Source organism: Aliiroseovarius crassostreae (assembly GCF_049803815.1).
Lineage (GTDB): Bacteria > Pseudomonadota > Alphaproteobacteria > Rhodobacterales > Rhodobacteraceae > Aliiroseovarius > Aliiroseovarius crassostreae_A.
The window spans coordinates 43,434-66,917 of record NZ_JBNAGI010000007.1; the positions used below are offsets into that span (position 1 = coordinate 43,434).

Consider the following 23,484-nt stretch of genomic DNA (forward strand, 5'->3'; position numbering starts at 1 on the left):
CTCCATCACGGCGTCACAAGCGCCGATTTTGTTGATTTCACTGGACACAGGCCATAAAGGCAAATTTAAAGTTTCTCTGATGTCATCAAGTGAGTTTATGGGAATGGAATTAACGCTTCGGCAACTTGCAACGTTTCGAGAGGTCATGCGCGGCGGCTCTATCTCTCAAGCCGCCCGCTCCGTCGGGCGCACGCAACCCGCTGTGAGCACCATGATATCGAATCTTGAGGTCGAGTTGGGGGTATCGTTGTTCGTGCGCGAGCAAGGTAAACTAATCCCGACGCCTGAGGCGCGGTTCTTCCTTGAAGAATGCGAAAGCATCTTGGAAAGGGTCGACCGAACCGAGCGCGCAATGCTCGGCGTGCGGAAGCTTTACGCAGGTTCGCTCCGGATCGCCTGCCTGCCCTCCGCATCAAATTTTTTCGTGCCAAAGATGTTAACCGCTTTTCTTTCGGGCAAGGACGATTTGGACATCGCGTTAATCATGCGCTCATCCGATGTGATCGAAGACCTGATTGCATCTCAGCAGTTTGATGTCGGTTTTGCGGAAACCCCGAAAGAGCGGGCATCGGTCCAGAAGGTCGACTTCGAGCTTGAATGCGTTTGTGCGGTCCCGAAGAATGATCCACTTGCGTCAAAGAAGCTGATCCGGCCGCAAGATCTTGACGGGAAGCCTATGGGTATCCTGTTCGAAGGGCACACATCGGCGACGCAAACCGAGAACGCATTTATCGCTGAGGGGTGCAGGCTCAACAAACGGCTTGAGCTTCGCACTTTCATGCCCGGGCTTGATTTCGTTTCAACAGGTGCCTGCTACCTCGTCTGCGACATGATCACTGCCTATAGCCATGTGCTGTCGGGCAATGCATCCTCGATTGTGTTCCGCCCGTTTCGACCGCGTGTCACGATTGCTGTGTCAGTTTTGACTCCGGGATTCGCTACGCCTTCATTGGTGGCGCAAGCATTCCGAGACAGGTTGATCGACGAGATTGAAACCATGCAGAAAGAGATGGTGACCATTTTGGGCGGCGAATGCTGAGCTGTGCGCACTAGCTCACACAATCCATATGCGGGTGTCCCAGGTCGGCTAGGCTGGCGAATGACGGGTGGGGATGCTACGGTTCCAATATGACGGAAAATGACAACGGGGTTACGACGTTCTCTCAACGCGTGAAGACCTGAGCCATTTTCGGACGGTCGTAAGATCTACAATCAACCGGATCAGACAATGTCACGGCGAGGCCGTGGAAATTAGTGTTTTTTTGGCGGCACCAGCGGCTTGCTGCATAGAGTTTGTCCGTGTTTGGCAACCCAAAGCACATCTTCCAATGGAGATTTATAATCAGGTAAAAGACCGTGGGTTCGTTCGGCGACTAAGGATCGAGTAGCACTAGCCGAAAGATCGACTTCTCTGATGTTAAGGGGAGATCACGTAGAAAGCGCGACCAGGTTCAACGTCTGTTTCAGTAAAACGGCGGTGAGTCCTTTGCTGGGGCAGAGAACGTAGGCTCTCCGATTGGTGTTTCTCGCTTCGGTTGCGAAGCGCACGCAGCAGACATTCGCGTTTGAAGCACCAACGGCCTCTTCGTCCGCACCTTACCCGTTCACTCACAGCGCAGCGGATGGCGGTTCTGTTGCGTAATTCATAATATTTGCACCAAGGCCTCAGACCCATGAAAACAAGGCCATTCAGATGTTGCATATTTCCGGTGCATATATTGGGCGCGTTTGGTAGGCTTGAACCATGCTTATTGGTTACGCCAGAGTGTCCAGTCGTGGGCAATCCCTTGATCGTCAGATCGGCGCGTTGAATGCCGCCAGCGTCGATAAGATTTTTCGCGAGAAAATGTCTGGGAAATCCGTCAAGGGCAGGCCGCAGCTCGAACGTGCGATAGACGCTCTTGGGGCAGGGGACGTGTTTGTTATCGCAGTGGGACAGGGCCACGCGATCCATGATTGACGGCATCAACATCATTCAGCGGATTGCTGAGCGCGGGGCATATGTGAAAGTTCTTGATAAGCCCTGGCTCGACCTGACCACACCGATAGGCAAGGGCATTCTGGCGTTTCTGTCTGCTCTTGCAGAAGACGAACGGGAACGCATCACCCGCCGAGCAAACGAGGGTCGCGCCATTGCAGCCAAGCAGGGTGTCAGGTTTGGTCGGAAACCGAAGCTGACCGAGCATCAGCGCCAGATTGCCCGCGAGCGCATGGCAAATGGTGAGAGCTGTCGCGCTATCTCATTGGATCTTGGTGTAGCTCACACCACAATTTCCAGATTGCGCTGATCAGCGGGGCGCATACGCTGCCATGCAGGGTATTCTCTGTTGTCCTTCTCAGTGAATGCTCCGGCACAACGTAGTGACGTTTGAAGTAGTGTTATGTGTTGTTGAGCCATGGGTATTTAGCTATTTTAGCTAAACTATCCTGCCCCCTATTTTTCTAGGCCGGTAAGCTCAAACGGGAAGAAGAAATACCATGCGACAGTTTTCCGCTACAGATCTTGCCAATAAGACCGGGGACGTTCTGGCCCTCGCCGCGCAACAGCCTGTTGCCATCACGCGCCACGGCAAGCCGCGCTTCGTTGTCCTGTCCACGGAAGAATTTGAAGCCTTACGCCAATGCAAAGCTACCCAAACTGCGCATCATATAGATGATTTGGACAATACCGAAGCCACCCGCCTTGCAAGTGAATTACAGGCCAGCATCGAAAACGACTGAGAGCAGATTTCACATTTCGCGCGCTGGAGGCGATGTCTCTGAGTGGTGGTGACAAAGTTGGCGAGATTGCTCCCCATGTGCAATATAGTAATATTGCAATGATAACAAATACTTGACTCGAACTCGTTGGAAGCTTTCACTCTGGATAGAGGCTTCCAGAGTTCAAGATGACCAACGCATATTCCAAGCTGAAAGCAGATCTGAAATCTGCCGGTGTTACGCTCCGATCCATAGCGCGTGATCTTGGAGTGTCGCACACGGCTGTCGCAGATGTTGCTCGTGGTGCCCGTCGTTCAAAGCGTATCGAGCAGGCCGTCGCTGATCGTTTGAATACGACACCTGAACAGCTTTGGCCCGATCGCTATGGGCAAGAGGGAGGTGCGACATGAACTGGCCCTAGAAAAGCAAAAACCTATGTGCGCCAACACATAGGCTTGCCATTGATCTAGTGACTATTCGCTTCAGTCACCTCAATCATCTCAAATCAAATCTTAATGTCAAGGCTGCCACTCGGATTTTTCGAGCCCGTTGATGTGCCTTGCGACAAGGAGACGATCATGTCGGAGAACGACACTGCTCGCGATGAACGCGAGTGGGCGAGGGCGATTGCGCTTCGCAAAGACCTGGCCCCGTACATTCACACCGGTTTTCAATCAAACGCGGCCGTGCAGGATATTTGCAGAGCCTACAAATTCTCAAGAGCCACCGCTTACAGATTACTCAAACGACTACAATCTGATGACCGGGCGGCTGCATTGCGGCGCATAAAACCCGGACCAAAAAACATGAGCACCAGGCTCAGTGCCAAACAGGAAGGTACGGTTGATAAGCACCTTCGCAAAGAATTTCTCAACCGAAACAAAATCTCCGCGGCCAAGGCGTTGGCAGGCGTCAACCGTGAGCTTAGAGAGCTTGGTTGCCCGGAAATTTCAAAAACTGCTTTGATCAACAGGATTAATACGATCCCGGACAGAGTGCTTAAGCTGAAACGTCATGGCGGGAAAGCAGCTCGGCAAGCCTACCAGATTATCCGTGGTAGATATGTTGTGAAAGACCCGCTTGCTGTTGTTCAGATTGATCACTCTGAACTGGACGTGATGGTTGTTGATCCAGACAAAGGTGAATGTATCGGACGGCCATATTTGACGGTTCTTCTGGATATCGCCACGGCGATGCCAACCGGAATTTACCTGTCGATGGACGCGCCATCGGCCATCAATCTCATGACAGCCTTTCATCGTTCGGTTTTTCCTAAATCGGAATACCTCGCCGAAATGGGTATTCCGTATAACTGGCCTGTCTATGGGCTGCCACGCGTGATCAGCAGCGACAACGGGGCCGATCTCAAGTCAAAAGCCTTTAACTGGGGGCTGGAACAGTATGGTGTTGAGCACATTTTCCGCCCTGTAGCACAGCCTCATCTGGGCGGGCATGTCGAACGATTCATCGGAACGATCCAAGCCTTCGTTCAGACTCTTCCCGGAACCACTTTCTCAAGCATCGAGAAGAAGGGGACCTATCAACCGGAAAAGCAAGCAACGCTCACCTTACGCGATGTTGAAAAGCTCCTGCTCGAATTCATTCTACGGGACTACGTTCACGACAGGAAGCGCCGGTTGCTGACTTCCCCAATCAACGCCTGGAATGTCAGCTGGCGAGAAAGCAAGTCATGTCCGCATTTCCCGATGGATCCAGAACGTTTCCGGCTGGATTTTCTGCCGTTTGAAAAACGCAACATCCAGCGCGAAGGGCTGGAATTGTTCGGGATGTTTTACCGTTCAGAACACCTTCAGAAGATGAAAAATTGCGGCGTTCAGAATGTCACCATTAAATATGATCCAACCGATATCCGAACAGTTCATTTCAGCGCTGATAACGAAACGTACTACGAGGCGCGGGGGGAACATTTTCCACGCAACCCATTGTCTGTCGACGACTATCAAGATCTGCGCAAAAAACGCGAAGATCGGCTGAATGCGTCGCTGAGCGTTCCAAACCCCGCTGAGGCGCATGATTTCAGAAAGCAGATATTGGCTGATGCACGTAAACGTAAGAAAGCTGTAGGCCGAATTGGAACAGGTTCCCTAGCGCAAGGTCGTGACATTCGCGATCTTGGCGGGTTTCGAGAACTTTCCAAACGGGGGGATCTTTCATGAGCAAGACTCCCGCGCAGCAGTTTCCCGATATGTCAAAAGCATCAGTTCCGGAGCGCATTCACTACATCCGTGAAGGTACCTATTTCGATACATCGGCAAGACGTGCGCTTCGAAACAGTCTCGACGAATTGGTTCGAACGCCGTCTGATTGCGACAACAAGCTTATGTTCATAACCGCGCCAGCGGGGATGGGCGTCACGCGCATTCTAGACGAGTTTGCAGCCCAACACCCTAAGACGACCTGCGGGCGAAGTGGAAAACAATTAGTCCCTGTCGTGAATGAACTCATCCATCCGAGTGGTGATATTATAGACTATTGCGACGCGCTCCGCGCCAATCTTGCCATCCCGGGTTATGGCCCCCTCGTTCGTCAAGTTTCATACTCAAAAACCCTCGAGCTTCTCGGGCATTTGCACACTCGCATCGTGATCCTGGAAGATTTTCACCAGACCGATAGCTTCCAGAAACATCAACGGGTCTCGTATCAAAACTACGTCCACTATCTGATTTCGAAATACGATATCCGGGTTGTCCTGACAGGTGCTCCACGCATTTGGAGGTGGGCAATGGAAGATGAGCAGACCCTTGGCCGCTCTCTGCACCTTCAGTATCGGGCGTGGACGCCCCATGAGGATGATTTCATTGAGTTTCTTGAAGGGTTTGAACGATGGTGCCCGGTCAGCAACAAGGGAGCGTTAGCCAGCGACCCAAAGCTAAGAAAGGCCATCATAACCAAAACGCATGGTATCTGCAGAACCGTGATGCAGGTTCTCACAGGTTTTGCAATTTATGCCATCGTTTCCGACAGTGAGCGCTTGGACCTCGATACATGGTTAAATTACCGCGATCAGGACCTGCCGTTGTGAAGGTCACGCCTTATGACATGGAAAGCCTGATGTCATTTGTAGGTCGAGCCGCGGCCATGAATTCAATGGACACAAGATCATTCCTTCGGAACCTTTTCCCATCAAACAACTACCAACATACGGTTAACTTGCATGAGGACCTGGATGCATTGGAACAGGGGGCCTTCCTCTCTGGCCTTAATGATGCGCTGGATCCCGCTAAACGCAGGTTGGAGCTGCTCACGCTACCATCTGCCAGGCCCGGCGTTCATGCAAAGTGGTTGAGGCGGGCAGGGGGCATCAAAATGGGTGGTGACCGCTTCAGCGGGACGCCATCATTTGCGTGGTGTCCTCGCTGCCTGTTGGTGGACCAACTCAACGGTCACGATCAGTTCCTGCGCCTGTCATGGCGCCTCATTACACGGACATTCTGTTGGAAGCATAGAAGGCCGCTGACGACGCATTGTTTGGCCTGCAATGATCGACAAGCAGGAACAGCATTCGTCTTCAACGCCGGCAATGTCGTGCTCACATGTGGTGCATGCGGCTCTCCCTATGCAACGCAGCTTGGGTTACCTGACATGTCGTCCGCCACCACAATACAGCTGCGCAACAATAAGAATGTGCAGTTTGCATGGAATGGTGCGATCCAATTGGAAATGACACTGGAAAAAAGTCTGTGTGAGCACTCAAAAACCGCGAACAGTCAAGAATTTCAGAACTTTGTTTTGGCATTCGCGAATATCCTGATGAAAGCCAACCCGCACGCCCGCGCACCGATCGATCTGTTTTCGAGTGTCGCATTTCCGGCACGACCAAATTCGCGCAACATCACATCACTGGACCGACCGTACCGCGCGTCTTCCATCGCGGTACGTCGTAAAACACATGGGCTTATGGCTGCCATTCTGAAGCGCCGTATGAACCTGTTTTCAATCAAAGGCGTGCATGAGAAACGATGGGGTAGGGACCCCACACTACAGGAGCTCCGCTCCGAACTCGAACCCGAACAAAATGCAGAGCTCGATCGACTGCTGCTGATGTTTCCATCCAGGTGGGTCTGAGGCTTGGCTTAGAGCCTACAACGAAGAAAGACCGCACAGTGCCATTGGGAACAACGTCCCAGCAGCGCTCATGAAATTACCAGACGCATCCAGCCCGTCTGTGTGATCAAACGGCGGAAAATCTAGCCCCGAGCGGGGACACTTCCGGTAGCACAGCATACGAGAACAAACTCTCCTTTTGAATGGCCCGAAATCTTGGGGGCAGGTCAGACACTCGCCACGTGCCATCCAGAAAACCACGTCCAAAACAAGCTCATACCAAGGTTCAATGGCCGGACTCGACGGTTGCTGTTTGGGCCATTTTGGTTTGCCTCGAGATCGGAATGGACCGTAAGCACAAACGGAGCTAAAACTAAGCTCAACGTTGGGTTGGTAATCCACCTGTCGATTTGTTTTTTAGTAATTGGAAACCAAAAATGGCTGAAGGTCACGACGTTTTTCGCGAGATAGAGTACTTGCAACAGGCCCTTTCACAAAGCGGGAAGCCCTTGGGTTTTATGATAAGTGCCGGTTGTCCCCTCTCGATCCGAGTGAATTCAAGAGTTGAGACAGGAGAAAACGGCGAGACTTGGACCGCGAGCGATCCGCTTATCCAAGATATAGCCGATCTCACCAAAAAGATCGGCGAAGATTTGCATTCAGAAGACACTGCGAACCCGTCAATTTGGGATAGAATAATTGCCGCATTCGAAGAAGACGGAGTAAAAGACCCGAACATCGAAGTCATTCTGTCGACCGTCCGAGGACTGCGCAGTGTAGCAGGCAACGGGGAAGTAAGAGGGCTGTCCAAAGCAGAGCTGGAGACCGTCGAGCGCGAAATTTGCGAAATCATTTCAAGGGAAGTGAACGAGGAACTTCCTGACTCGAACTCCCCGTACCACAACTTGGCGATTTGGGTCAGGTCAATCAATCGCGACACCCCAGTCCACCTCTTTACTACAAACTACGATCTTCTGACTGAGCAAGCACTTGAAGAAGAAGCGGCTCCATACTTCGACGGCTTTATCGGTTCGAGGAAAGCGTTCTTTGACTTAGCTGCTGTAGAGGACGAAAAGTTGATCCCGGCTAGGTGGACAAGATTGTGGAAGATGCACGGTTCAATAAATTGGCGGTTGGGTGATCATGGGACTGTCACTCGTGGTTTGCAGGCTGAAACGAACAGAAACTATCTGATCTATCCCTCACATCTGAAGTATGATGAGAGCAGGAAAATGCCGTTCTTGGCTATGATGGACCGCTTCAAAAGCTTCATATTGCAACAGTCATCAGTGCTGTTCATGTCTGGGTACTCTTTCGGAGACGAGCACATAAATAATCTACTCCTGGAAGGCTTGCGGAGCAACCCATCTGCAATGGTCTATGGATTGCTCTTTGGAAACATGCTGGACAAAGATGGTAATCCCGATCCCAAGTATAAGAACGCTCGAACACTCGCCCTTAAGACACCAAACCTAGCACTCTTTTCCTCGGACGTTGGCATAATCAGCCGCCGCGAGAAGCGTTGGGTCGCTCATGATGATAGCCGGGGAAGCCTCCCAGTTGGGATGGTTCAAGTTCCAGAAGCCGAATCAGAAGGCGATCAGTTTTGTGAGTGTAGGATCGGTGATTTCCTGATGTTCACCGACATGCTGAAAAACATATCTGGACCGAGGGATGCCGATGTCGAATTGCGCTGAAACATCGCTCGGAACAGTGCAAGACGTTAGTGGCGTTTCGGTCAGCGTCACGATGAATTCGAAACGACTTTCTGGGTTGACGTTTGTCCACGGACACGCTCATCGCATCGGTCAACTAGGCAGCTTTGTAAAGATTCCAATCGGCTACATCGACTTATTTGGCATTGTTTCCAAGGTTGGAGCCAGCGCGATCCCAGATGCACTGAAAGATGAAGACACTACATCGCACAGATGGCTGACTGTACAACTGATCGGAGAAGGTTCGCGGCAAGGGAAGTTCCAACGCGGTATATCTCAATACCCAACTATTGATGACGAAGTTCATCTTGTAACAGAAGCGGATCTAGCCAAAATCTATGGCCACAAAGATGAGCAAAATCATCTTGTTAAGATCGGCCATATCGCTGGTTCAGAATCTATTGATGCATTGGTTGACGTCAACAGACTGGTGACGAGACACTCAGCCATTGTGGGTACGACAGGCTCGGGTAAATCAACGACCGTCGCTGGGCTACTGAACGCGCTATCTGAGCTGGAGAGCTTCCCGTCTTCACGTATCGTGGTTGTCGATATCCACGGCGAGTACGGCAAAGCTCTGAAAGAAAAAGCAAATGTCTTCAAAATTAGCCCAGACGAACGGAACTCTTGGGAAAAAGGCCTATTCCTACCGTACTGGGCAATGAGTTTTGATGAGTTTTTGGCGGTCACTTTTGGAAGCCTACCAACTAATGCCAAGAATGTGATCCTCGAAAAAGTGATCGAATACAAAGCATCAACTCTAGAAACACATCCAATACCAGGCATAACGAAAGAGACCGTTGGCGCTGATAGTCCAGTCCCATTCAGTCTGCATCAGCTTTGGTATGACCTGTATTGCCATGAATTTGGTACCTATTACTCTGATGATGGCAAGCTACCAGAAGAGGCGAATTGGGCGTTCGAGCTAGATGCAAGCGGCAACGAGAAACGCGGAGACCCTTCAAAGGGAATTCCACCAAAATTTAAGAAGAACAAGAACGTAAAAGGTGATGACGAGAAGATCACCAAGTTACCAAATCAATTGCAAATTCACGGGCCGTTGGAAAACCTCGGCGCAAGACTAAGAGTAGCGCGCTTTGATTTCCTACTTAATCCAGGCGACTGGAAGCCCGACACTTGCGGCAAGGTAGAGGCCGACCTTCCGGCTCTACTGCAGAGTTGGATCGGCAGCGGCAAACCGATATCCGTATTGGATCTTTCTGGAGTTCCCACTTCCATCCTCAATGATGTTGTGGGAATTTTCCTGCGAGTCCTCTACGATGCAATGTTTTGGGCTCGAAACCTTTCTCAGGGGGCTAGGGAGCGCCCACTGCTTGTGGTGATGGAAGAGGCTCACCTCTATCTCAATGACGAACTTCAAGGGCTGGCTTCATCCATTGTAAAACGTATCGTCAAAGAAGGTCGGAAATACGGAATAGGAGCGATGATCGTAAGCCAGAGACCATCTGAGATTAATTCCACGATCCTTTCACAATGCGGAACTTTCTTTGCGTTGAGGTTGAGCAACTCGAGTGATCGCTCCCACATAACCGGCGCTTTGTCGGACAACTTGGAGGGCCTTACAAATATGTTGCCGGTTCTTCGCACCGGTGAAGCGATTGTGCTAGGTGAAGCTGTAAGCCTTCCTATGCGAACTTTGATCTCGGCTCCACCGGAAGGGGCCCGACCGGACAGCCAGGATCCGTTAGTTTGTGACGTCTTGCCACCAGAAATATCTAGGAACCCCGGAGGGTGGGGCGTAAAGAACAACTCCGACCTGGAGCAAGCATTTGAAGACGTAAGTCAGGTCTGGCGGCGGCAAAACCCTGTTCTACCGGCACCCCAAAAGAAGGAAGATTAGAATGGCTTGGGAGACTTTCGACAATTTTCAGTCATCGAACATCGCTCAACTGAAATACGATGACGAGACGTGGACACTTGAGGTGACCTTTCATGGTGGAAGCACGTACCACTATTTTGACGTTCCCGAACACCTGTGGGACGGCATCAAGAACGCTGCCTCAAAAGGTGTCTACCTAAATGCCGAGATCAAAGGGCACTATCGGTATTCCAAGGTCTAAAGATGCCAATTATTAAGTTAAATCAGCAGTCTAACCGGGTTGGGATTGACAAGTTCGAAGTTGAGAACCCCGTTGTTTTTGGTTTTTTTGACAAGCTGCCTGCCGCCGAGAGAGACAATGCGCTCCTCAAAGCGATAAACATCGGCGTACTTGCTCTGATGGAAGATCGGCTTTCGTCTTTTTTGGCAAAGACATCTAATCACTTGGGTACCGAACTTGAGAGTCTAAAGATGATCTTCGACATGAAGCAGGAGATTTTCTTACGCTCGGCAGCCAAAGGCCTCATCGCCGAAGAAGAAATCGCCGAGTTTCTAGGAAATTTCTTCAAGGAACAAAGGTTGGCAGACACTATTTCGCTTACAGGGGCTACAAAGGGCAAGCTGGGAAACAACAAAACAGGTGACATTGTCTGTGAGGTCGATGGCAAAGACGACAAGAGGATTGTGATCGAGTCAAAATTCGACAAGAGCCTTTCCCTCGGCGACATTGGCTCGAGAGACGTCTTCGCAAGCGGTGCAGATACGGCTTGGAGCCAACTGATCGAAGCTCAAGCAAATCGAGACGGCAAGACTGCGATTATCGTTTTTGATGTCGCTTCAGTTAGTAACTCGGTGTCCAAAGCGGTACAGAATGTCAGGTTTGTTCCTGAAATTGGGTTTTGCGTAATTGTCGATAGTGGCAAGGGAGATTACACCAACCTTGTTATTGCCTACATGCTTGCTCGAGACCTTATCAAGAACGCAACCCGGATAGAATTGGACAAAGATTTCTTGGCGCTGTTCGTCAATCGAATGATCAAGGACGTCGGTGAAGTTAGACAAATCGAGAAACTCGTACGGAGTAACATCCAGAACAACAACAAGATTTTGGAGCAACTGGAAAAAAGCCTTCTCACGTTTCAGTTTACCCAAGAATACCTGATGAAGTTCCTGTCAGATGGTACGTTGAGTAAAGAAGATTTGCTAAGCTTCTATTCAGGTGACCAAGTGCGTGCAAAGTTCAAGGAAGTCGACGTATTGGGTTAGTTGCCCCAAACTTTTGGGTCACTGGCTTAGTCCGGTTTGGGTCGTAAATGCATGGGGTAGGGCTGTCGATTATCTAGCAATCTCCAAAGAAACATCAGGTGCCAGCAACCTGGCAACGCGAAAGCCGTTTGGGCGCTCCTAACATCTATGACGGTTCCAATCCTGGGGGAGAACGCTGCACGGTGTGTTGGTGCCAACTTGGAGTGTCTGGAGCCGTGAAAACCGCAGAAAGTTGGAAAATCTTATGCCTGTGATTTTCTTAGAAGACGAATCTCATTATTTCGGTCTCATTAATTACGTACTCCGACACGCGCACCGCCACGCCTCAATCGAGCCAATAAGATTTATTATGTTAAGCGAAAGTTTTGGGCCATTCCCACCATCGGTCGATGGTAGCCGCCGCTGCGGTGCGATCCGTCAAACCAAACCTTGATGGACCGTACAGAGTTTTCAAGATGTGAATGGCAATAGTCCGATTGAGATGGACGCGTTCTATGACCTAAAACTCTGCCATTTTAAACAAACGGCCATCTCTACCATCGTCGTGCAATCTAAGGACCACCTCTTCGTCCGAAAACCGAATGGGGTGGTCTTCCAAATCGCGAGGCAGATCAGTGTCGATCAACGTGAAAATGTACTGCAGCTTGCCAGAGCCAGTCTGCTCGTTGATCACGTCCAGCAAGTTGTTCTTTTTACGGTTGTCGAGGCCTTCAAACACACCGTCATGGTACACAAAGCGGAAAAACGGCGCGTCCTCGTATACACTTAGGAGCGCCAAATCAAAGAGAACGCATATCAATTTTTGGTAACTCGTTCCGTCCGACAAATTGGATGTTGTGGTCGAACTTCCCGGCAGTGACAAGCCAATCTCATAGTCGAAATTGTTTTGTTTGTTTACACGGAAGTAGATTATGCCATCGTGGTTAAGTACTCGCTTGCAGTAAGCATTGAAAGTGTCTCTGAAGCGCTCAAAGAGAGGGTTAGGCCTTTCAATCATAGCCTTCAGTTCATCCGCTACTCGCCCGCGATTTCTCTCGACTTCACGCAATTCTCGCGCAGCTGCCGCCACGAGTTCAAGTTTACTTTTTTGCTCCTCTAGGTACACGAGACGAGCTTTGTGCTCGGCAAGACCCTTCTGCAATGCTTTGAATTTTTCAAATGTATCAGTCGCCTGCATGAACTGCAGCCGATGCGAGCGCTGGGCATCTAGCTGACGTTTCCTCTCAGCAAGCTCTAGTCTCTTTTCTTCAAGGTTCGTTCGTTGCTTGCGCAGCGCAGCATTTCGCTCCCTGGTGATCTTCCGGTTGAACGCCACAAGCTGCTCGTAGTCATGAGAAAGCTGTTCTGGGAAGTGAATTTCCACCTCTTCAAAGATGGATTTTACATCATTCAGGTCGAACTTGTCTTTGTGGGCAAGAGCTTCATCGATTTGCCTGATGTCAAATCGCAAATTGTAAATGCTGGACGAGATGTCGGCTATTTCGGCCTCGATCTCGTTTACGAGGTCGCGGACCAGTTTCCGCTCTTCCTCGTCGAAGCTGAAAGCATCTAATGCCGTTTCGCTCGACTTGATGTCTTGCACCAGTGACGATATCTGTGCGTTCAGTTGAGGGAGTTCGTCTTCAGAAAACTGCACTTCCCCTTGAAGATGTTCTAGCTTGGTTTTTTTCTCGGCATGCTCTTCGTCAAGACTGTACTTTTGCTGCACCAGACCATCGTCAAAGGCAAAAAGCCTTGCAATAAACGGCTTCCAATGCTGATCCTTGGAAGATGCGAATTTCTGAAGTTTCAGCTCATCATCCCAGTCGCTTTGGGCGCGTAGAAAGTATGTTATTGCCTTTCTGTAGCTGAACGGCTTCAAGATACGCAGATCGAGCCAACTATCCAGAATGACTTCAGCGTCGCTTCTGCTTAATTCAAAATGATCCCAGCTTTCTTCTGGCGCATCTACAAAAGCTGGCTCTGGTTCATTATGCCGAGCCAGTGAAACCAAGTTTGGGTCGTTCACTCCCCGGCGCACGGTTGCAAATCCGCCAGAGTTCAGTGCAATCTCGATAAAGAATTCAAAGCCTTCAAACAGGCTCTTGTTTTTCACGAGAAAGTGCCCTTGCCACATCCCTTTCAACAACAAGAAGTCGATTAGGTGAAGCAGAGTTGTTTTCCCAAGATTGTGGGAGTCTCTGGCGTGATCTGATGGATGACGAATTTCGCCCTGGACGACGTTCAAGCTTGTCGCATCGTCCCCAAAATTGAAATCGATGGGCGTAAAAACCTCGTCGTGGTTGCTGTACAGACGGCTAATTTGCATTGGCCACACCCACAAGTTCGACCACATCGTTTTTGGTGTGATACTCAACACGCCCCAGCAGGAACAGAAAGCGAAGCGCTGGCAGGAACATCAACTCACCATCTTCACCTACGCGGCGGATGATCAGCCTGCGTAGAGCTTCAAAGGCGACGGCACCTTTGCGCTTCAGCTCTTTCAGGATCACGGCGGCGACCCGGACCAGTGAAGTGTCGAGATCTAAGTGTTTCTCTGCTGTCAACATGGTCAGGCTGCCAGTTCATCTTCGCTTTTCACGCCGATATCGCAGTTACAGTACATGTAATGCAAGAGGATGCTGACCAACCGTCGCTTGCCTTTCAAGGCCTCACGCTGGCTTTGCACTTTGTCGTACAAGAACGTGAAAACCCGGTCAAAATCAGCAAAATGATCTCGTTCCACAATGAGCTTTTGCTTAAGCTCGTCAGCGGAGTCATGGTAGAGTTCTCTGAGTTCGGCGTTGCGTGGGTTCTTGAGAAAGCGTTCGATCTTGCCGAAATGAAGCATGGACTCGGCTTCAATCACCTGTTCATAAAACTCTTTCGACAGCCCATTTATGGGGTTCTTCTTCGACTTGATCGAAATCGTGTCGAATGATTGGGCGCTGTCAAACGCCTCATCAATGTGCCCATCTGAGTAGGCGTGCAAGGCAGAAATCACTTCAACTATGTCGTCAGGTTGAAATGTGAAAGGCTGGACATCTCTGGCGTTTGGTAGTGATCTTGCTAAGCTCGGCTTGTTTTCCAATTCGAGATTAAGTCGCTCGACGCCAATAATATGTGCGGACTGCAGCCCAAGTGCCATTAGCTCTTTGTGGATTTTCTTTTCGGCACCGCCTGTTAGCTTCCGGTTAGAAAAGAGTATGTAGTGCTCGCACATCTCATCCTCGACAAGCTTCTTGATGCGAGGATATTCTTCGACTTTCAGCGCTCGTTGGAATGACCTGTCTGAATAGGATGCTATCGGCGAAGCTGCGTGTTTTGCCTGTAACACAAATTTGCCGCTCAGCGGTTCACTTGAGCTGGGGAACTTGTTCGCCTTACCGGTAAACTTACCGTCTCTCCCCCCGTCAGGGCCAGGTGCGAAAGGTGTTATACCTTCGCCCAGCCAATCAACTGAAATCTTGACACAAAGGTCTTCAAAATCATCATCGCTGAGTTCGTATAGACGGTGGTCTCTGCGCATAAATAGCCTGAATTGCAAATAATCTGCTCAACTCTGACGTTAGGTGATGAGGAATCATGAAGTCAAACGATTTAACTGTTTCGGTACATTGAGTGCGATCTCATTATGAACGTCCGCGGCTCAAAGCAGGCCCCAATCGCTTTCAATCTCTCAGAAGAAGGCCGCACTCCGCTCATCGAAACGGTTTTTGGCGTGGTTTTCCAACATTGACTTTTAGAAAAACATACCTTATTTTCTGACAAGGAGATAGATCATGATCACATCGAAGATCAAACAACGCATCATCGGAAAAGGCCGTGGAGCAATCTTTGCGCCGCCGGATTTTCTGGACATCGGGTCCCGCGCCAGCGTGGATCAGGCGTTGTCGCGTCTGGCGGATCAGGGACTGATCCGGCGCCTGACGCGGGGGCTCTATGACTATCCCAAGAAAAGCCCGCGCTTTGGCTATCTGTCGCCATCCGCGGACGATATCGCGAAGGCGGTGGCCCGCAAGGACAACCAGGTCCTGCAGCCCTCTCCTGCCATGGCCGCCAACCAACTTGGGCTTTCGACACAGGTGCCGTCCAAACCGACCTACATGACCGATGGGCCAACACGGACCAAGACAATCGGTCGCCAGGTGATCCAGTTTCGCAATGCCTCCTCCAAGACGCTTGTTGGTGCCGGCCAGAAAACCGGTGCCGTGTTTCAAGCGCTGCGTTATGTCGGCAAGGACCGGGTCGATGATCGAGTAATCGGTACCTTGGCGCGTGCGCTGGATGACAAGGATAGGGTTATGCTTTTCAAGCAAAGCAAACATGTGCCTGCTTGGATGCATCCTGTTGTGCAGCAGATCGTTGCGCACGCCTGAGCATGGATCAGTTTGCCAATGACACCCCTGAACAACGCGACGAGGCCTTCCAGGAGGCAGCGGCGCAGCTCGGGGGATGTCCAAGGCCATCATTGAGAAAGATTTCTGGGTCTGCTGGTCCCTGAAACAGCTCTTCGCCCTGCCCTCCTTTGGCGATCACATGATTTTCAAGGGAGGGACATCTCTTTCCAAAGCCTATGACGTGATCCACCGCTTCTCGGAAGATGTGGATCTATCCCTCGATCGCGCACAGTTGGGTTTTGAAGGCGACCGCGATCCTGAAAACCCCGAACTGTCCGGCGGAAAGCGCAAATCCTTGCTTCAGGAGCTCCAGGATGCGGCCGAGACGGAAGTCTCCGGACCGCTTTTGGCTGAGATTCAGTCTGCATTCGATGCCAGTCTGGATCAGGGTTTTTCCCTGACAGTTGACCCAGGAGATGCACAAACCCTGCTCTTCACCTATCCATCCTTGTCGGACAGTGCCGCCGGTTACGTCAAACCCATTGTTCGTTTCGAGTTTGGAGCACGGGGCGTCCATCTGCCTGCCGAAGTTCGCGAGATATCGCCCTATGTTCATCAGGCCTTTCCAGATCTGCTGGGATCAGGTGGGGTGGATGTGAAAGTGCTGGGTGTTGAGCGGACCTTCTGGGAAAAGGCCACAATCCTGCACATGCTATATCATCAAGACCCCGCCAAACCCCTCGCGGATCGGATGTCACGCCACTACTACGACATGGCCCAGCTCATCGGCCACAAGGCCAAGGAGCGTGCTGTCAGCAGCGTCGACCTGCTGGAACAGGTCGCTCATCACAAGTCGGTTTTCTTCAAAGCCGCTTGGGCCAACTACGAAAGGGCGAAGCCTGGGTCTTTGAGATTGATGCCGAATGAGGATCTGACTGCCGCCTTGCGACGGGACTATTCCGGCATGCGGGAGATGATCATCGGGGACGCGCCGGACTTCGATGAGATCCTCGGGGCAATTGAAGCTTTCGAGGCTGAAATCAACAGCTGATCAATTGGTCTGAATTTAGTCTGGGACAATTGGAAAGGTGCCTTGACGAAGGTGGGGATATCCTGCAGGTTGAATTCGGCCTCTAGTGCATGCCAGTGTGCCCGCCACGCAAAGCTACGCAGCACTTCATTGTTAAATGAACAACCCAGACCAATTTCGGGATCTGGTTAGTAGCGGGCACCTAGTCGGATCCCTATTTGGGAACTGAACAATGACTACCAAAACTAAAATCGATCAACTGAAACTACTGGCAAAACGCTATGCGCATGCCACGCGCTCAAACCACCGAGAGGCGCTTGATGCAATTGCCTCTGAGCTTGGCTTTCCGCATTGGAAGGCGCTCACGGTCAAGGCCAGGCAAGGCTGGATGCCGAGCGAGGAAGAGCTTGCAAAGGCCGATACCTTTGTTCGTGAATTCTTCCCCTCGCTCGGAGGCATGCCACAATTCATTGAGCAAAGCATGTCGCGGCAAGTCGACGAGCCGATCAAAGCAGGCGAGATTGACGGGCATGTCTACAAGCTCTTTGAGTTCTCCGGTGACATTCGCATGGAGGGTGATGGCTGGCGCATCCTCATAGGCGAGGCTGATTTCTCGCAGCCTATGGTAGAGATCGAGACGACACACAAAGAGACCAGCCCAGCCGCTAATCCTGGCTTTGTCGAAAAAGCGCTCGTTATTGCGGAAGCCCAGGCTGTGAAAACTCGTGCAGCCATTGCTTCTGATTGGCCTCGGCGTTCGACCAAGCCAAATGCCAAAGGCGAAGTCGTTCACCCGCTACACGGTGACCGGGCCGCGGAGTGGTTTTGCCTTCATTGCGATGGCAAAATCACGGGCGCGCAAATCGCTGATAATCTTTGGCACTGCCCGAGTTGTGGTGCGTCTCCTCTGAATATCTTCATTTCGCCGTGGTGGTTGGAAGGCGGCGATGAGGAGCCTAAAGCTGTTGAATGTGTTGATGGTCAGACGCGGCCCGAACCCAGGATCGACGTGGTGGATTCCAGGCCAACTCTGAGGCTGGATGAGGAGAGTATTTCCTTGCTTCTACGGATCGCGCTTCTCGAAGATGCCACCAACCCAGGAGAGCGGTTCGGTGCTTTGCTGGCTGAGATCAATGTCGATGATGAGTACGATGCTTGGATCACCTTCGACGAAGATCTTTGGCCTGAAGAGAAGGACCCGGATGCGGCAATTGCGGTTGCCGACAAACTTGGCATCGAGCTCGAGCTTGCGATGACCTGTATGACGTTTCCGTTCACTTGGCCGGGTTTGGGACATGTTACTGCCAGCACAAGCGAGTATCTCGGGCTTCTTCTGGACGCGTACGAAGAACACGGGGTCATTGTTCGCAACAATGATGACCATGAGTGATTGAGCGCCACTTGGCTCCACCGGCTTTGTCGGTGGAGTTTTCTTTGAAGTCCGTGGGCAGCTTTGAGGATTCGTGGAATTTGCCAAATGAACTGGTTGGCACGTCAGCGCACTGGCGCTGACCAGGCTCTTGGCTGCGCCCGGAGCCGCGTGTTTCGCGTCTCCGCCCATCCGGGAAACGATCCGTCGTGCATGTCTCAGGTGAGATCGCGGGCGAGACCGCGATCGCTTGAGCCAGCGGTCAACCGGGTCTCCGCTCCGCTCTAACCCGCCTGGCAGGTTTTCAATGTTGAATTCCGCCTGCCATCCGGCCGGCGCCCCGAACAGGGGCTCTGGTGTCGCGTTCCGCGCCAGCCTCCGCGGAGAAATCCGGTTCCTCCCGCACGGGTGCGCGGGGCCCTCCCGATTTCACCGCTCTGGCCCCCTGTGTCGGACCGCCGTTCGGCCGCAGGACGGGCTACCGCCCTCCCCTGCTCTGCCCAGCCGAAAAGCACGAGGGCTTTTCGGACTGACAGATCAGTCGGGGCCTCCGCCACTGGCGGTAAGCGGGCCAAGGCCACAAGGTCGGAGAAAACGAGCACCGCGCCGCTCCCACTTTGAGAAGGAGTTGGCCAATGGGCCTTGATCAATACGCATTTGTCAAAACCCCCGAGAGCGGCGATGAAGGCGAAAGCCCAAAATTCGTCTGGCGCAAGCATTCCAAGCTGCAAACCTTCATGGAGGCGCTCTACACCGAGCGGACCGGGCTTTCGGCCTCCGATCTGAACTGCGGCGAGTTGAAACTGGAAATCGCCGACATCGACACGCTGGAACAAGCGGTGAAGGGAAGCGCACTACCTCATTGCGAGGGCGGGTTCTTCTATGGTCACCAGTTCCAAGACGAGCAGGCCACCGAATACCACGACTACGATCTCGAGTTCTGCGCATGGGCGCGGGCCGAGATCGAACAGGGATCGACCGTGATCTATTCCTGCTGGTGGTGACGCCACTGGGGCCGGGGCGTCCAAGCGTTCCGGCCCCCTCCCCTACCCCATCCACAAAATCAGCCGCCGAGCGCCTGAGCCGCGCTCCGAGCGGGCCTGACAACCATCCGAAAGGACAAACCAATGACCAAGCAACAGACCATCCAAACTGACACCGCCAGCGCTGTGATCCTGCAAATCCCCTTGGAGATGCTCTTCATCTCCGATCTGAACCCACGCAAAGCGGTTTCCGAGGCGCATATTGAAAGCCTTGCCGACAGCATCGAACGTTTCGGCCTCATCCATAATCTCGCAGGCCTCATGGACGAAGAGGGCAAGGTCGGCATCGTCGCGGGCGGATGCCGTCTCCGCGCCATCCAGATGATCGCCGAGCGATCCGATACCCATCCCTTCACCACGGTCCCGGTCAAGCTGGCAGCAGATGCCGCCGAGGCCGAAGATTGGGCAAATGCCGAGAACGCGGCCCGCGAAGACATGACCCCCGCCGACGAAATCCGCGCCTTCGGACGCATGAAATCACGCGGGGCAACCGTCCCAGAAATCGCTCTCGCCTTTGCCGTGACCGAAGCCCGCGTCTATCAGCGGCTGGCACTGGCTGGTTTGCCCGTACCGGTGCTGGACGCGCTGGCGGCGGGTGAAATCAGCCTCGGTACCGCCAAGGCCTTCACGCTTTCCGATGACGAGACCCTGACCCTGAGCCTTCTGGATCAGGTGAAAGGGCAAGCTGTCTCCGAGTCCGCGATCAAGAACGCGCTGCACCCCGATGCCATCAAGGCCACAGACCGCCGTGCCAAGTTCGTCGAGATCGAGGCCTATGAAGCCGAGGGCGGCACGGTTACACGCGATCTTTTCTCCGACGAAGTCTTTCTCGCCTCCCCTGCCCTGCTGGATCACCTGTTCGCCGAGAAGCTGGACGCGGCCCGGGCCGATCTGGTCGCGGCCCAAGCCTGGGCATGGGCCGAAGCCCGGCCCGAGGCCTGGCTCAACTACTACGAGCTGGACCAGATGAAACTGGCGCGCCTCTACCCCATCGAGGGCGAACTAACCGAGGAAGAAGCTGAGGAATACGACGAGTTGGCAGACTTGGCCAATGGAGGTGTTCTGGACGAAGACGGCGAAGCACGGCTCTCGGAATTGCAGGCCATTCTCGACGGCGACTATTCCGGGGAACAGAAAGCCCATGCGGGCTGCATCATCCTTGTGAACAGCTCGGGCAAACCTGAGATCACCGCCGGTCTGGTCCGCTCCGAAGACAAAAAAGCCGCCATTGAGGCCGGTATCCTGCAAGCGCCGCAAACCACCAAACCCGAAACCCCGAAATCCCCTTACTCGCAAAAACTGGTGACGGATATGCAGGCGATCCGGCTGGCTTCCGTGCAGGCAGCCCTGTTGGCCAAACCCGAACTGGTTCTGGACCTGCTTGGTTTTGGCCTTTCGGAAGCCTCGGGCAGTTTCGAAAGTATCTTCGGCGTTCGGTTGGCCCGCCCGACCAACGCACCAAGCGTCGAGGATGGGTTTGCCTGCGAACCGCGTCTTGAGCATGGGATTGATGCCAGCGAATACTGGCAGAAAGGCAGTCGCTTTGAAGACCTGTCGGAAGCCTTCGCCACTTTCCGCGAGACCGGCAAAAAAGCCCGCAACGCCCAGATCACCGAGGCGATCACACGCACCCTGCCCTATCGAGCTGGCGGCGCGGAATTCTTCGGCTTGATCGCCGACGAGGCCGGTGCCGATATCCGCAAGCACTGGACGCCCACAGCAGAGAATTTCTTCTCGCGGGTTTCAGCCGGTCATCTGGTCGATCTGCTTTGCGAGTTCCTCGACTGTGATGCCCGCGACGAGCGTGTCGCCAGTTTCGCCAAGCTTAAGAAGGTGGAAAAAGCCGAAAAGATGGAAAAGCTCGTGAGCGATCCCACCACCCAGAAACTCATGGGCCTGACGCACGATCAAAAAGCCAAACTCGACAAATGGGTGCCCGACTGCACCTGACGGCTCCTTCGTGGGGAGACCCAACTGGCCCCGCATCACGCGGGGCTTCTTTTTTTTGCGAGGTAGTTATCAAGGACCAAGGCCCGCAAAAATGTCCGGCGACGGGGCAGAAGGCCGAGCCCCTTGCCCCGCCGCCGGACCGGCGCTGTCCGCGCGGGAACACCGCGAAGGCGGTGCTGTGTACAATCGGTGGCCCCGGCCCACATCTAGTAGGCGCGCGACACTCTTGGCTTGAGTTTGAAAAAACTGGCGTTTGAGAGATGGATGGGACAGAATTCGAAGCGATATCTTGGCGCTGGTTGGACAAATGTCCGACAAGAAGGAGGTGAGGTGCTTTGTAACATATTGATGTTGAACAAAAATAATTCGACCTGGTCTGAGATCAATTTTACCCACCCGTGCATAGAGAACATATTATAAATAGAGCAGTGTGACATTGACTTAAATTAGCCGGTTTGGTGATGACGACAGACGATACCAATGCGCTCATTTTGAACATCGGGCCTGCACTCACAACAACGTATATCTCGCGGCTTCAGGAACAGGGAGTGAGTGATGCTGCGGCGCGAAAAAGGGTGCAACGGGCCACAGAAGGTTACACAAAGCTTGCGGGTATTCGTTTCGAGAAGAATACCAGGTTCATTTATCGTCCGGAGGACTATGGCACTGTCTGGTTCTGGCGAAATCTTGAAAGCGCATTCTATACGCACGGGAAGAGCTATTGGGCAGCGATCACAAACCTTCGCGCGCGGGGGGGCATGTGTCGACGCGAGCGCTTTGCGCAGATAAGCGGAGCACCCATTTCACGCAAAGGACAACTATCTCCGGATATTATCCTCGAACGACTAATCGCGATCAAAATGCTTGAAGAGCAAACGTTCAACGACCAAGCATATGTTCTCTTTCAAGCCGCCTATCTGAGGTCGGCTCCAATCGAGTTGATACGCGCGAACGAGCTCGCAGAATTCGTGGCGCTTCACGGCATCAAGGAATGGGCACGCCGCCTCGGTCTGGGAAGCTACAATAAATTCAACATGCGCGATGAGGATGACCCGGCCATTGTCTCGGGTTTCACTTTCGACATAACGGCGCCCGCCTATTTTCGCCCCCTATTGCAAGTCGTCAACGGGAAGCCAAAGCCGGGATTTTTCGCTTGCGACATCAACTTGCATGATGTGACCGATGAAGCCGCAGTCGAAGCCTTCGTTCGTAAATGCGATGGAGCGGCATTTTCAGCGAAAGTAGGACGGATCATGCCTGTGCTGGTTGCTGATGTCTTCTCGCAGAAAGGCTTCGAGTTGGCAAAGAGCAAGGGTATCTTGGCTATAACCCCCGAGACGCTTTTTGGATCTGAACTCGCAAAGGCGCTTCGAGATCTTGTTCGTCTCCTTACTGATACCGGCGCGACTGCGGCCGTGAACCCCGATCATCTTTCAAAGGTGCTTAAAGCGCTCACACGAATAGAGGGGGCGTCAGCCAATATTCGGGGAGCACTATTCGAATTGGTGGTCGGCAGCCTGGTCAAAGATGTCGAGGGAGGCTCTCTGAAGACGGGTTTCAAGGTCGCGAACCTTAGCACCGGGGAAAAGGCCGAAATTGATGTCCAATTGGACAAGGACAATCATGCAGGCTTTTTGATCGTGGAATGCAAAGCAAAGAACCCCGGGGGTCGTGTCAGCGAGAGGGAGGTCAAGAGGTGGTATGACAACCGTGTTCCTCTGATCCACCGCATCCTAAACACTGGGTTCAAGGAAGTTGAGCGGCCTTTTCACTTTGAAATATGGACGAATGGAATCTTCGCAGCATCTGCTTTGGAGTGGCTCGAACGACAGGCCAAAGAATGTGATGGGTATACGGTTGATTGGAAAGACGGGGCTGCGCTCAAGATCTATGCCGACCAGGCGTCCAATGTCTCGCTAAGGGAGATGCTTCGAGAGCACTACTTCCGTAATCCTTTGACTTCGATCGCGCAGGAACATGTGGCTGTGGTCGAAGATGGGGCACCGTATCAGAGCTGAAGCCCATTGGACGAGGCAAAGGCCTCTGTTTCCGAGAAGTAGGCGGGTTCGGTGTTGCCAAAGGTCCCTCCGGTGCTTGGCAAATCCAGCTTTCTGGCTGAAGGAGTGGTCAGACTGGAACTGCACAACCGAGCGATATCTCCTTTGTTTGGCAATTTCAGTTCATTCA

19 protein-coding genes and 3 pseudogenes are annotated in these 23,484 nt (G+C 52.5%); 19 read left to right on the forward strand and 3 right to left on the reverse strand.

The window, feature by feature from the left end:
- The first annotated feature begins 31 nt into the window (after positions 1-31).
- The 13 genes and pseudogenes from ACP15V_RS15465 (at position 32) to ACP15V_RS15525 (ending at position 11,586) form a co-directional block, all read left to right on the forward strand.
- Entirely contained in the window at positions 32-1,039 is a 1,008-nt protein-coding gene (locus ACP15V_RS15465) for a LysR family transcriptional regulator (protein ID WP_424944622.1), read from the forward strand.
- 121 nt (positions 1,040-1,160) lie between these two features.
- Positions 1,161-1,388, forward strand: a pseudogene (locus tag ACP15V_RS15470) (SAVED domain-containing protein); the annotation flags it as partial.
- A 356-nt stretch (positions 1,389-1,744) separates the two neighbouring features.
- Positions 1,745-2,288, forward strand: a pseudogene (locus tag ACP15V_RS15475) (recombinase family protein).
- A 190-nt stretch (positions 2,289-2,478) separates the two neighbouring features.
- On the forward strand, positions 2,479-2,721 hold the full coding sequence (locus ACP15V_RS15480; RefSeq protein WP_424944623.1) for a type II toxin-antitoxin system Phd/YefM family antitoxin: 243 nt from the start codon (positions 2,479-2,481) through the stop codon (positions 2,719-2,721).
- A 167-nt stretch (positions 2,722-2,888) separates the two neighbouring features.
- Positions 2,889-3,110 carry a helix-turn-helix domain-containing protein gene (locus ACP15V_RS15485; protein ID WP_424944624.1) on the forward strand — a complete coding sequence of 74 codons (222 nt, stop codon included), beginning with the start codon at positions 2,889-2,891 and terminating at the stop codon, positions 3,108-3,110.
- A gap of 168 nt (positions 3,111-3,278) precedes the next feature.
- Positions 3,279-4,877, forward strand: coding sequence for a Mu transposase C-terminal domain-containing protein (locus ACP15V_RS15490; protein WP_424944625.1), 1,599 nt, complete (start codon positions 3,279-3,281; stop codon positions 4,875-4,877).
- The gene (locus tag ACP15V_RS15495) at positions 4,874-5,743 is read left to right on the forward strand and encodes a TniB family NTP-binding protein (protein WP_424944626.1); all 870 of its coding nucleotides are present in this window, start codon (positions 4,874-4,876) and stop codon (positions 5,741-5,743) included. Before ACP15V_RS15490 ends, ACP15V_RS15495 begins: the two co-directional genes overlap by 4 nt.
- Positions 5,707-6,786, forward strand: a complete 1,080-nt coding sequence (locus ACP15V_RS15500; protein ID WP_424944627.1) for a TniQ family protein — start codon at positions 5,707-5,709, stop codon at positions 6,784-6,786. The genes ACP15V_RS15495 and ACP15V_RS15500 overlap by 37 nt, the downstream gene beginning before the upstream one ends.
- Positions 6,785-6,892: pseudogene (locus ACP15V_RS15505) on the forward strand (integrase core domain-containing protein); the annotation flags it as partial. The gene ACP15V_RS15500 and the pseudogene ACP15V_RS15505, both read left to right, overlap by 2 nt.
- A gap of 310 nt (positions 6,893-7,202) precedes the next feature.
- On the forward strand, positions 7,203-8,462 hold the full coding sequence (locus ACP15V_RS15510) for an SIR2 family protein (RefSeq protein WP_424944628.1): 1,260 nt from the start codon (positions 7,203-7,205) through the stop codon (positions 8,460-8,462).
- Positions 8,440-10,341, forward strand: coding sequence for an ATP-binding protein (locus ACP15V_RS15515; protein ID WP_424944629.1), 1,902 nt, complete (start codon positions 8,440-8,442; stop codon positions 10,339-10,341). Before ACP15V_RS15510 ends, ACP15V_RS15515 begins: the two co-directional genes overlap by 23 nt.
- A 1-nt stretch (position 10,342) precedes the next feature.
- Complete coding sequence (locus tag ACP15V_RS15520) at positions 10,343-10,561, forward strand: KTSC domain-containing protein (protein WP_424944630.1); 219 nt, start codon at positions 10,343-10,345, stop codon at positions 10,559-10,561.
- A gap of 2 nt (positions 10,562-10,563) precedes the next feature.
- A complete protein-coding gene (locus tag ACP15V_RS15525; protein ID WP_424944631.1) occupies positions 10,564-11,586 on the forward strand; it encodes a hypothetical protein in 1,023 nt (340 codons plus the stop codon).
- A gap of 499 nt (positions 11,587-12,085) precedes the next feature.
- Here ACP15V_RS15525 and ACP15V_RS15530 read toward each other — a convergent pair whose 3' ends face one another.
- Genes ACP15V_RS15530 through ACP15V_RS15540 form a run of 3 tightly spaced genes read right to left on the reverse strand, consistent with a single transcriptional unit; the run spans position 12,086 to position 15,094 of the window.
- Positions 12,086-13,894 (reverse strand): DUF2326 domain-containing protein, encoded by a 1,809-nt coding sequence (locus ACP15V_RS15530; RefSeq protein ID WP_424944632.1) that lies wholly within the window; start codon positions 13,892-13,894, stop codon positions 12,086-12,088.
- Positions 13,884-14,135 (reverse strand): ABC-three component system middle component 8, encoded by a 252-nt coding sequence (locus ACP15V_RS15535; protein WP_424944633.1) that lies wholly within the window; start codon positions 14,133-14,135, stop codon positions 13,884-13,886. Before ACP15V_RS15535 ends, ACP15V_RS15530 begins: the two co-directional genes overlap by 11 nt.
- Positions 14,136-14,137: 2 nt before the next feature.
- On the reverse strand, positions 14,138-15,094 hold the full coding sequence (locus ACP15V_RS15540; protein ID WP_424944634.1) for an ABC-three component system protein: 957 nt from the start codon (positions 15,092-15,094) through the stop codon (positions 14,138-14,140).
- A gap of 253 nt (positions 15,095-15,347) precedes the next feature.
- On the opposite strand from ACP15V_RS15540, the gene ACP15V_RS15545 reads away from it, so the two are divergent.
- From ACP15V_RS15545 to ACP15V_RS15570, 6 genes are all read left to right on the forward strand, one after another.
- On the forward strand, positions 15,348-15,944 hold the full coding sequence (locus ACP15V_RS15545) for a DUF6088 family protein (protein ID WP_424944635.1): 597 nt from the start codon (positions 15,348-15,350) through the stop codon (positions 15,942-15,944).
- 76 nt (positions 15,945-16,020) lie between these two features.
- Positions 16,021-16,956, forward strand: coding sequence for a nucleotidyl transferase AbiEii/AbiGii toxin family protein (locus ACP15V_RS15550; RefSeq protein WP_424944636.1), 936 nt, complete (start codon positions 16,021-16,023; stop codon positions 16,954-16,956).
- Between the two features lie 211 nt (positions 16,957-17,167).
- On the forward strand, positions 17,168-18,325 hold the full coding sequence (locus ACP15V_RS15555; protein WP_424944637.1) for a hypothetical protein: 1,158 nt from the start codon (positions 17,168-17,170) through the stop codon (positions 18,323-18,325).
- 614 nt (positions 18,326-18,939) lie between these two features.
- Complete coding sequence (locus ACP15V_RS15560) at positions 18,940-19,308, forward strand: phosphoglycerate kinase (protein WP_424944638.1); 369 nt, start codon at positions 18,940-18,942, stop codon at positions 19,306-19,308.
- Between the two features lie 123 nt (positions 19,309-19,431).
- Positions 19,432-21,297, forward strand: a complete 1,866-nt coding sequence (locus ACP15V_RS15565) for a ParB/RepB/Spo0J family partition protein (RefSeq protein WP_424944639.1) — start codon at positions 19,432-19,434, stop codon at positions 21,295-21,297.
- Positions 21,298-21,758: 461 nt separating this feature from the next.
- Entirely contained in the window at positions 21,759-23,315 is a 1,557-nt protein-coding gene (locus tag ACP15V_RS15570; RefSeq protein ID WP_424944640.1) for a hypothetical protein, read from the forward strand.
- Positions 23,316-23,484: the final 169 nt, after the last annotated feature.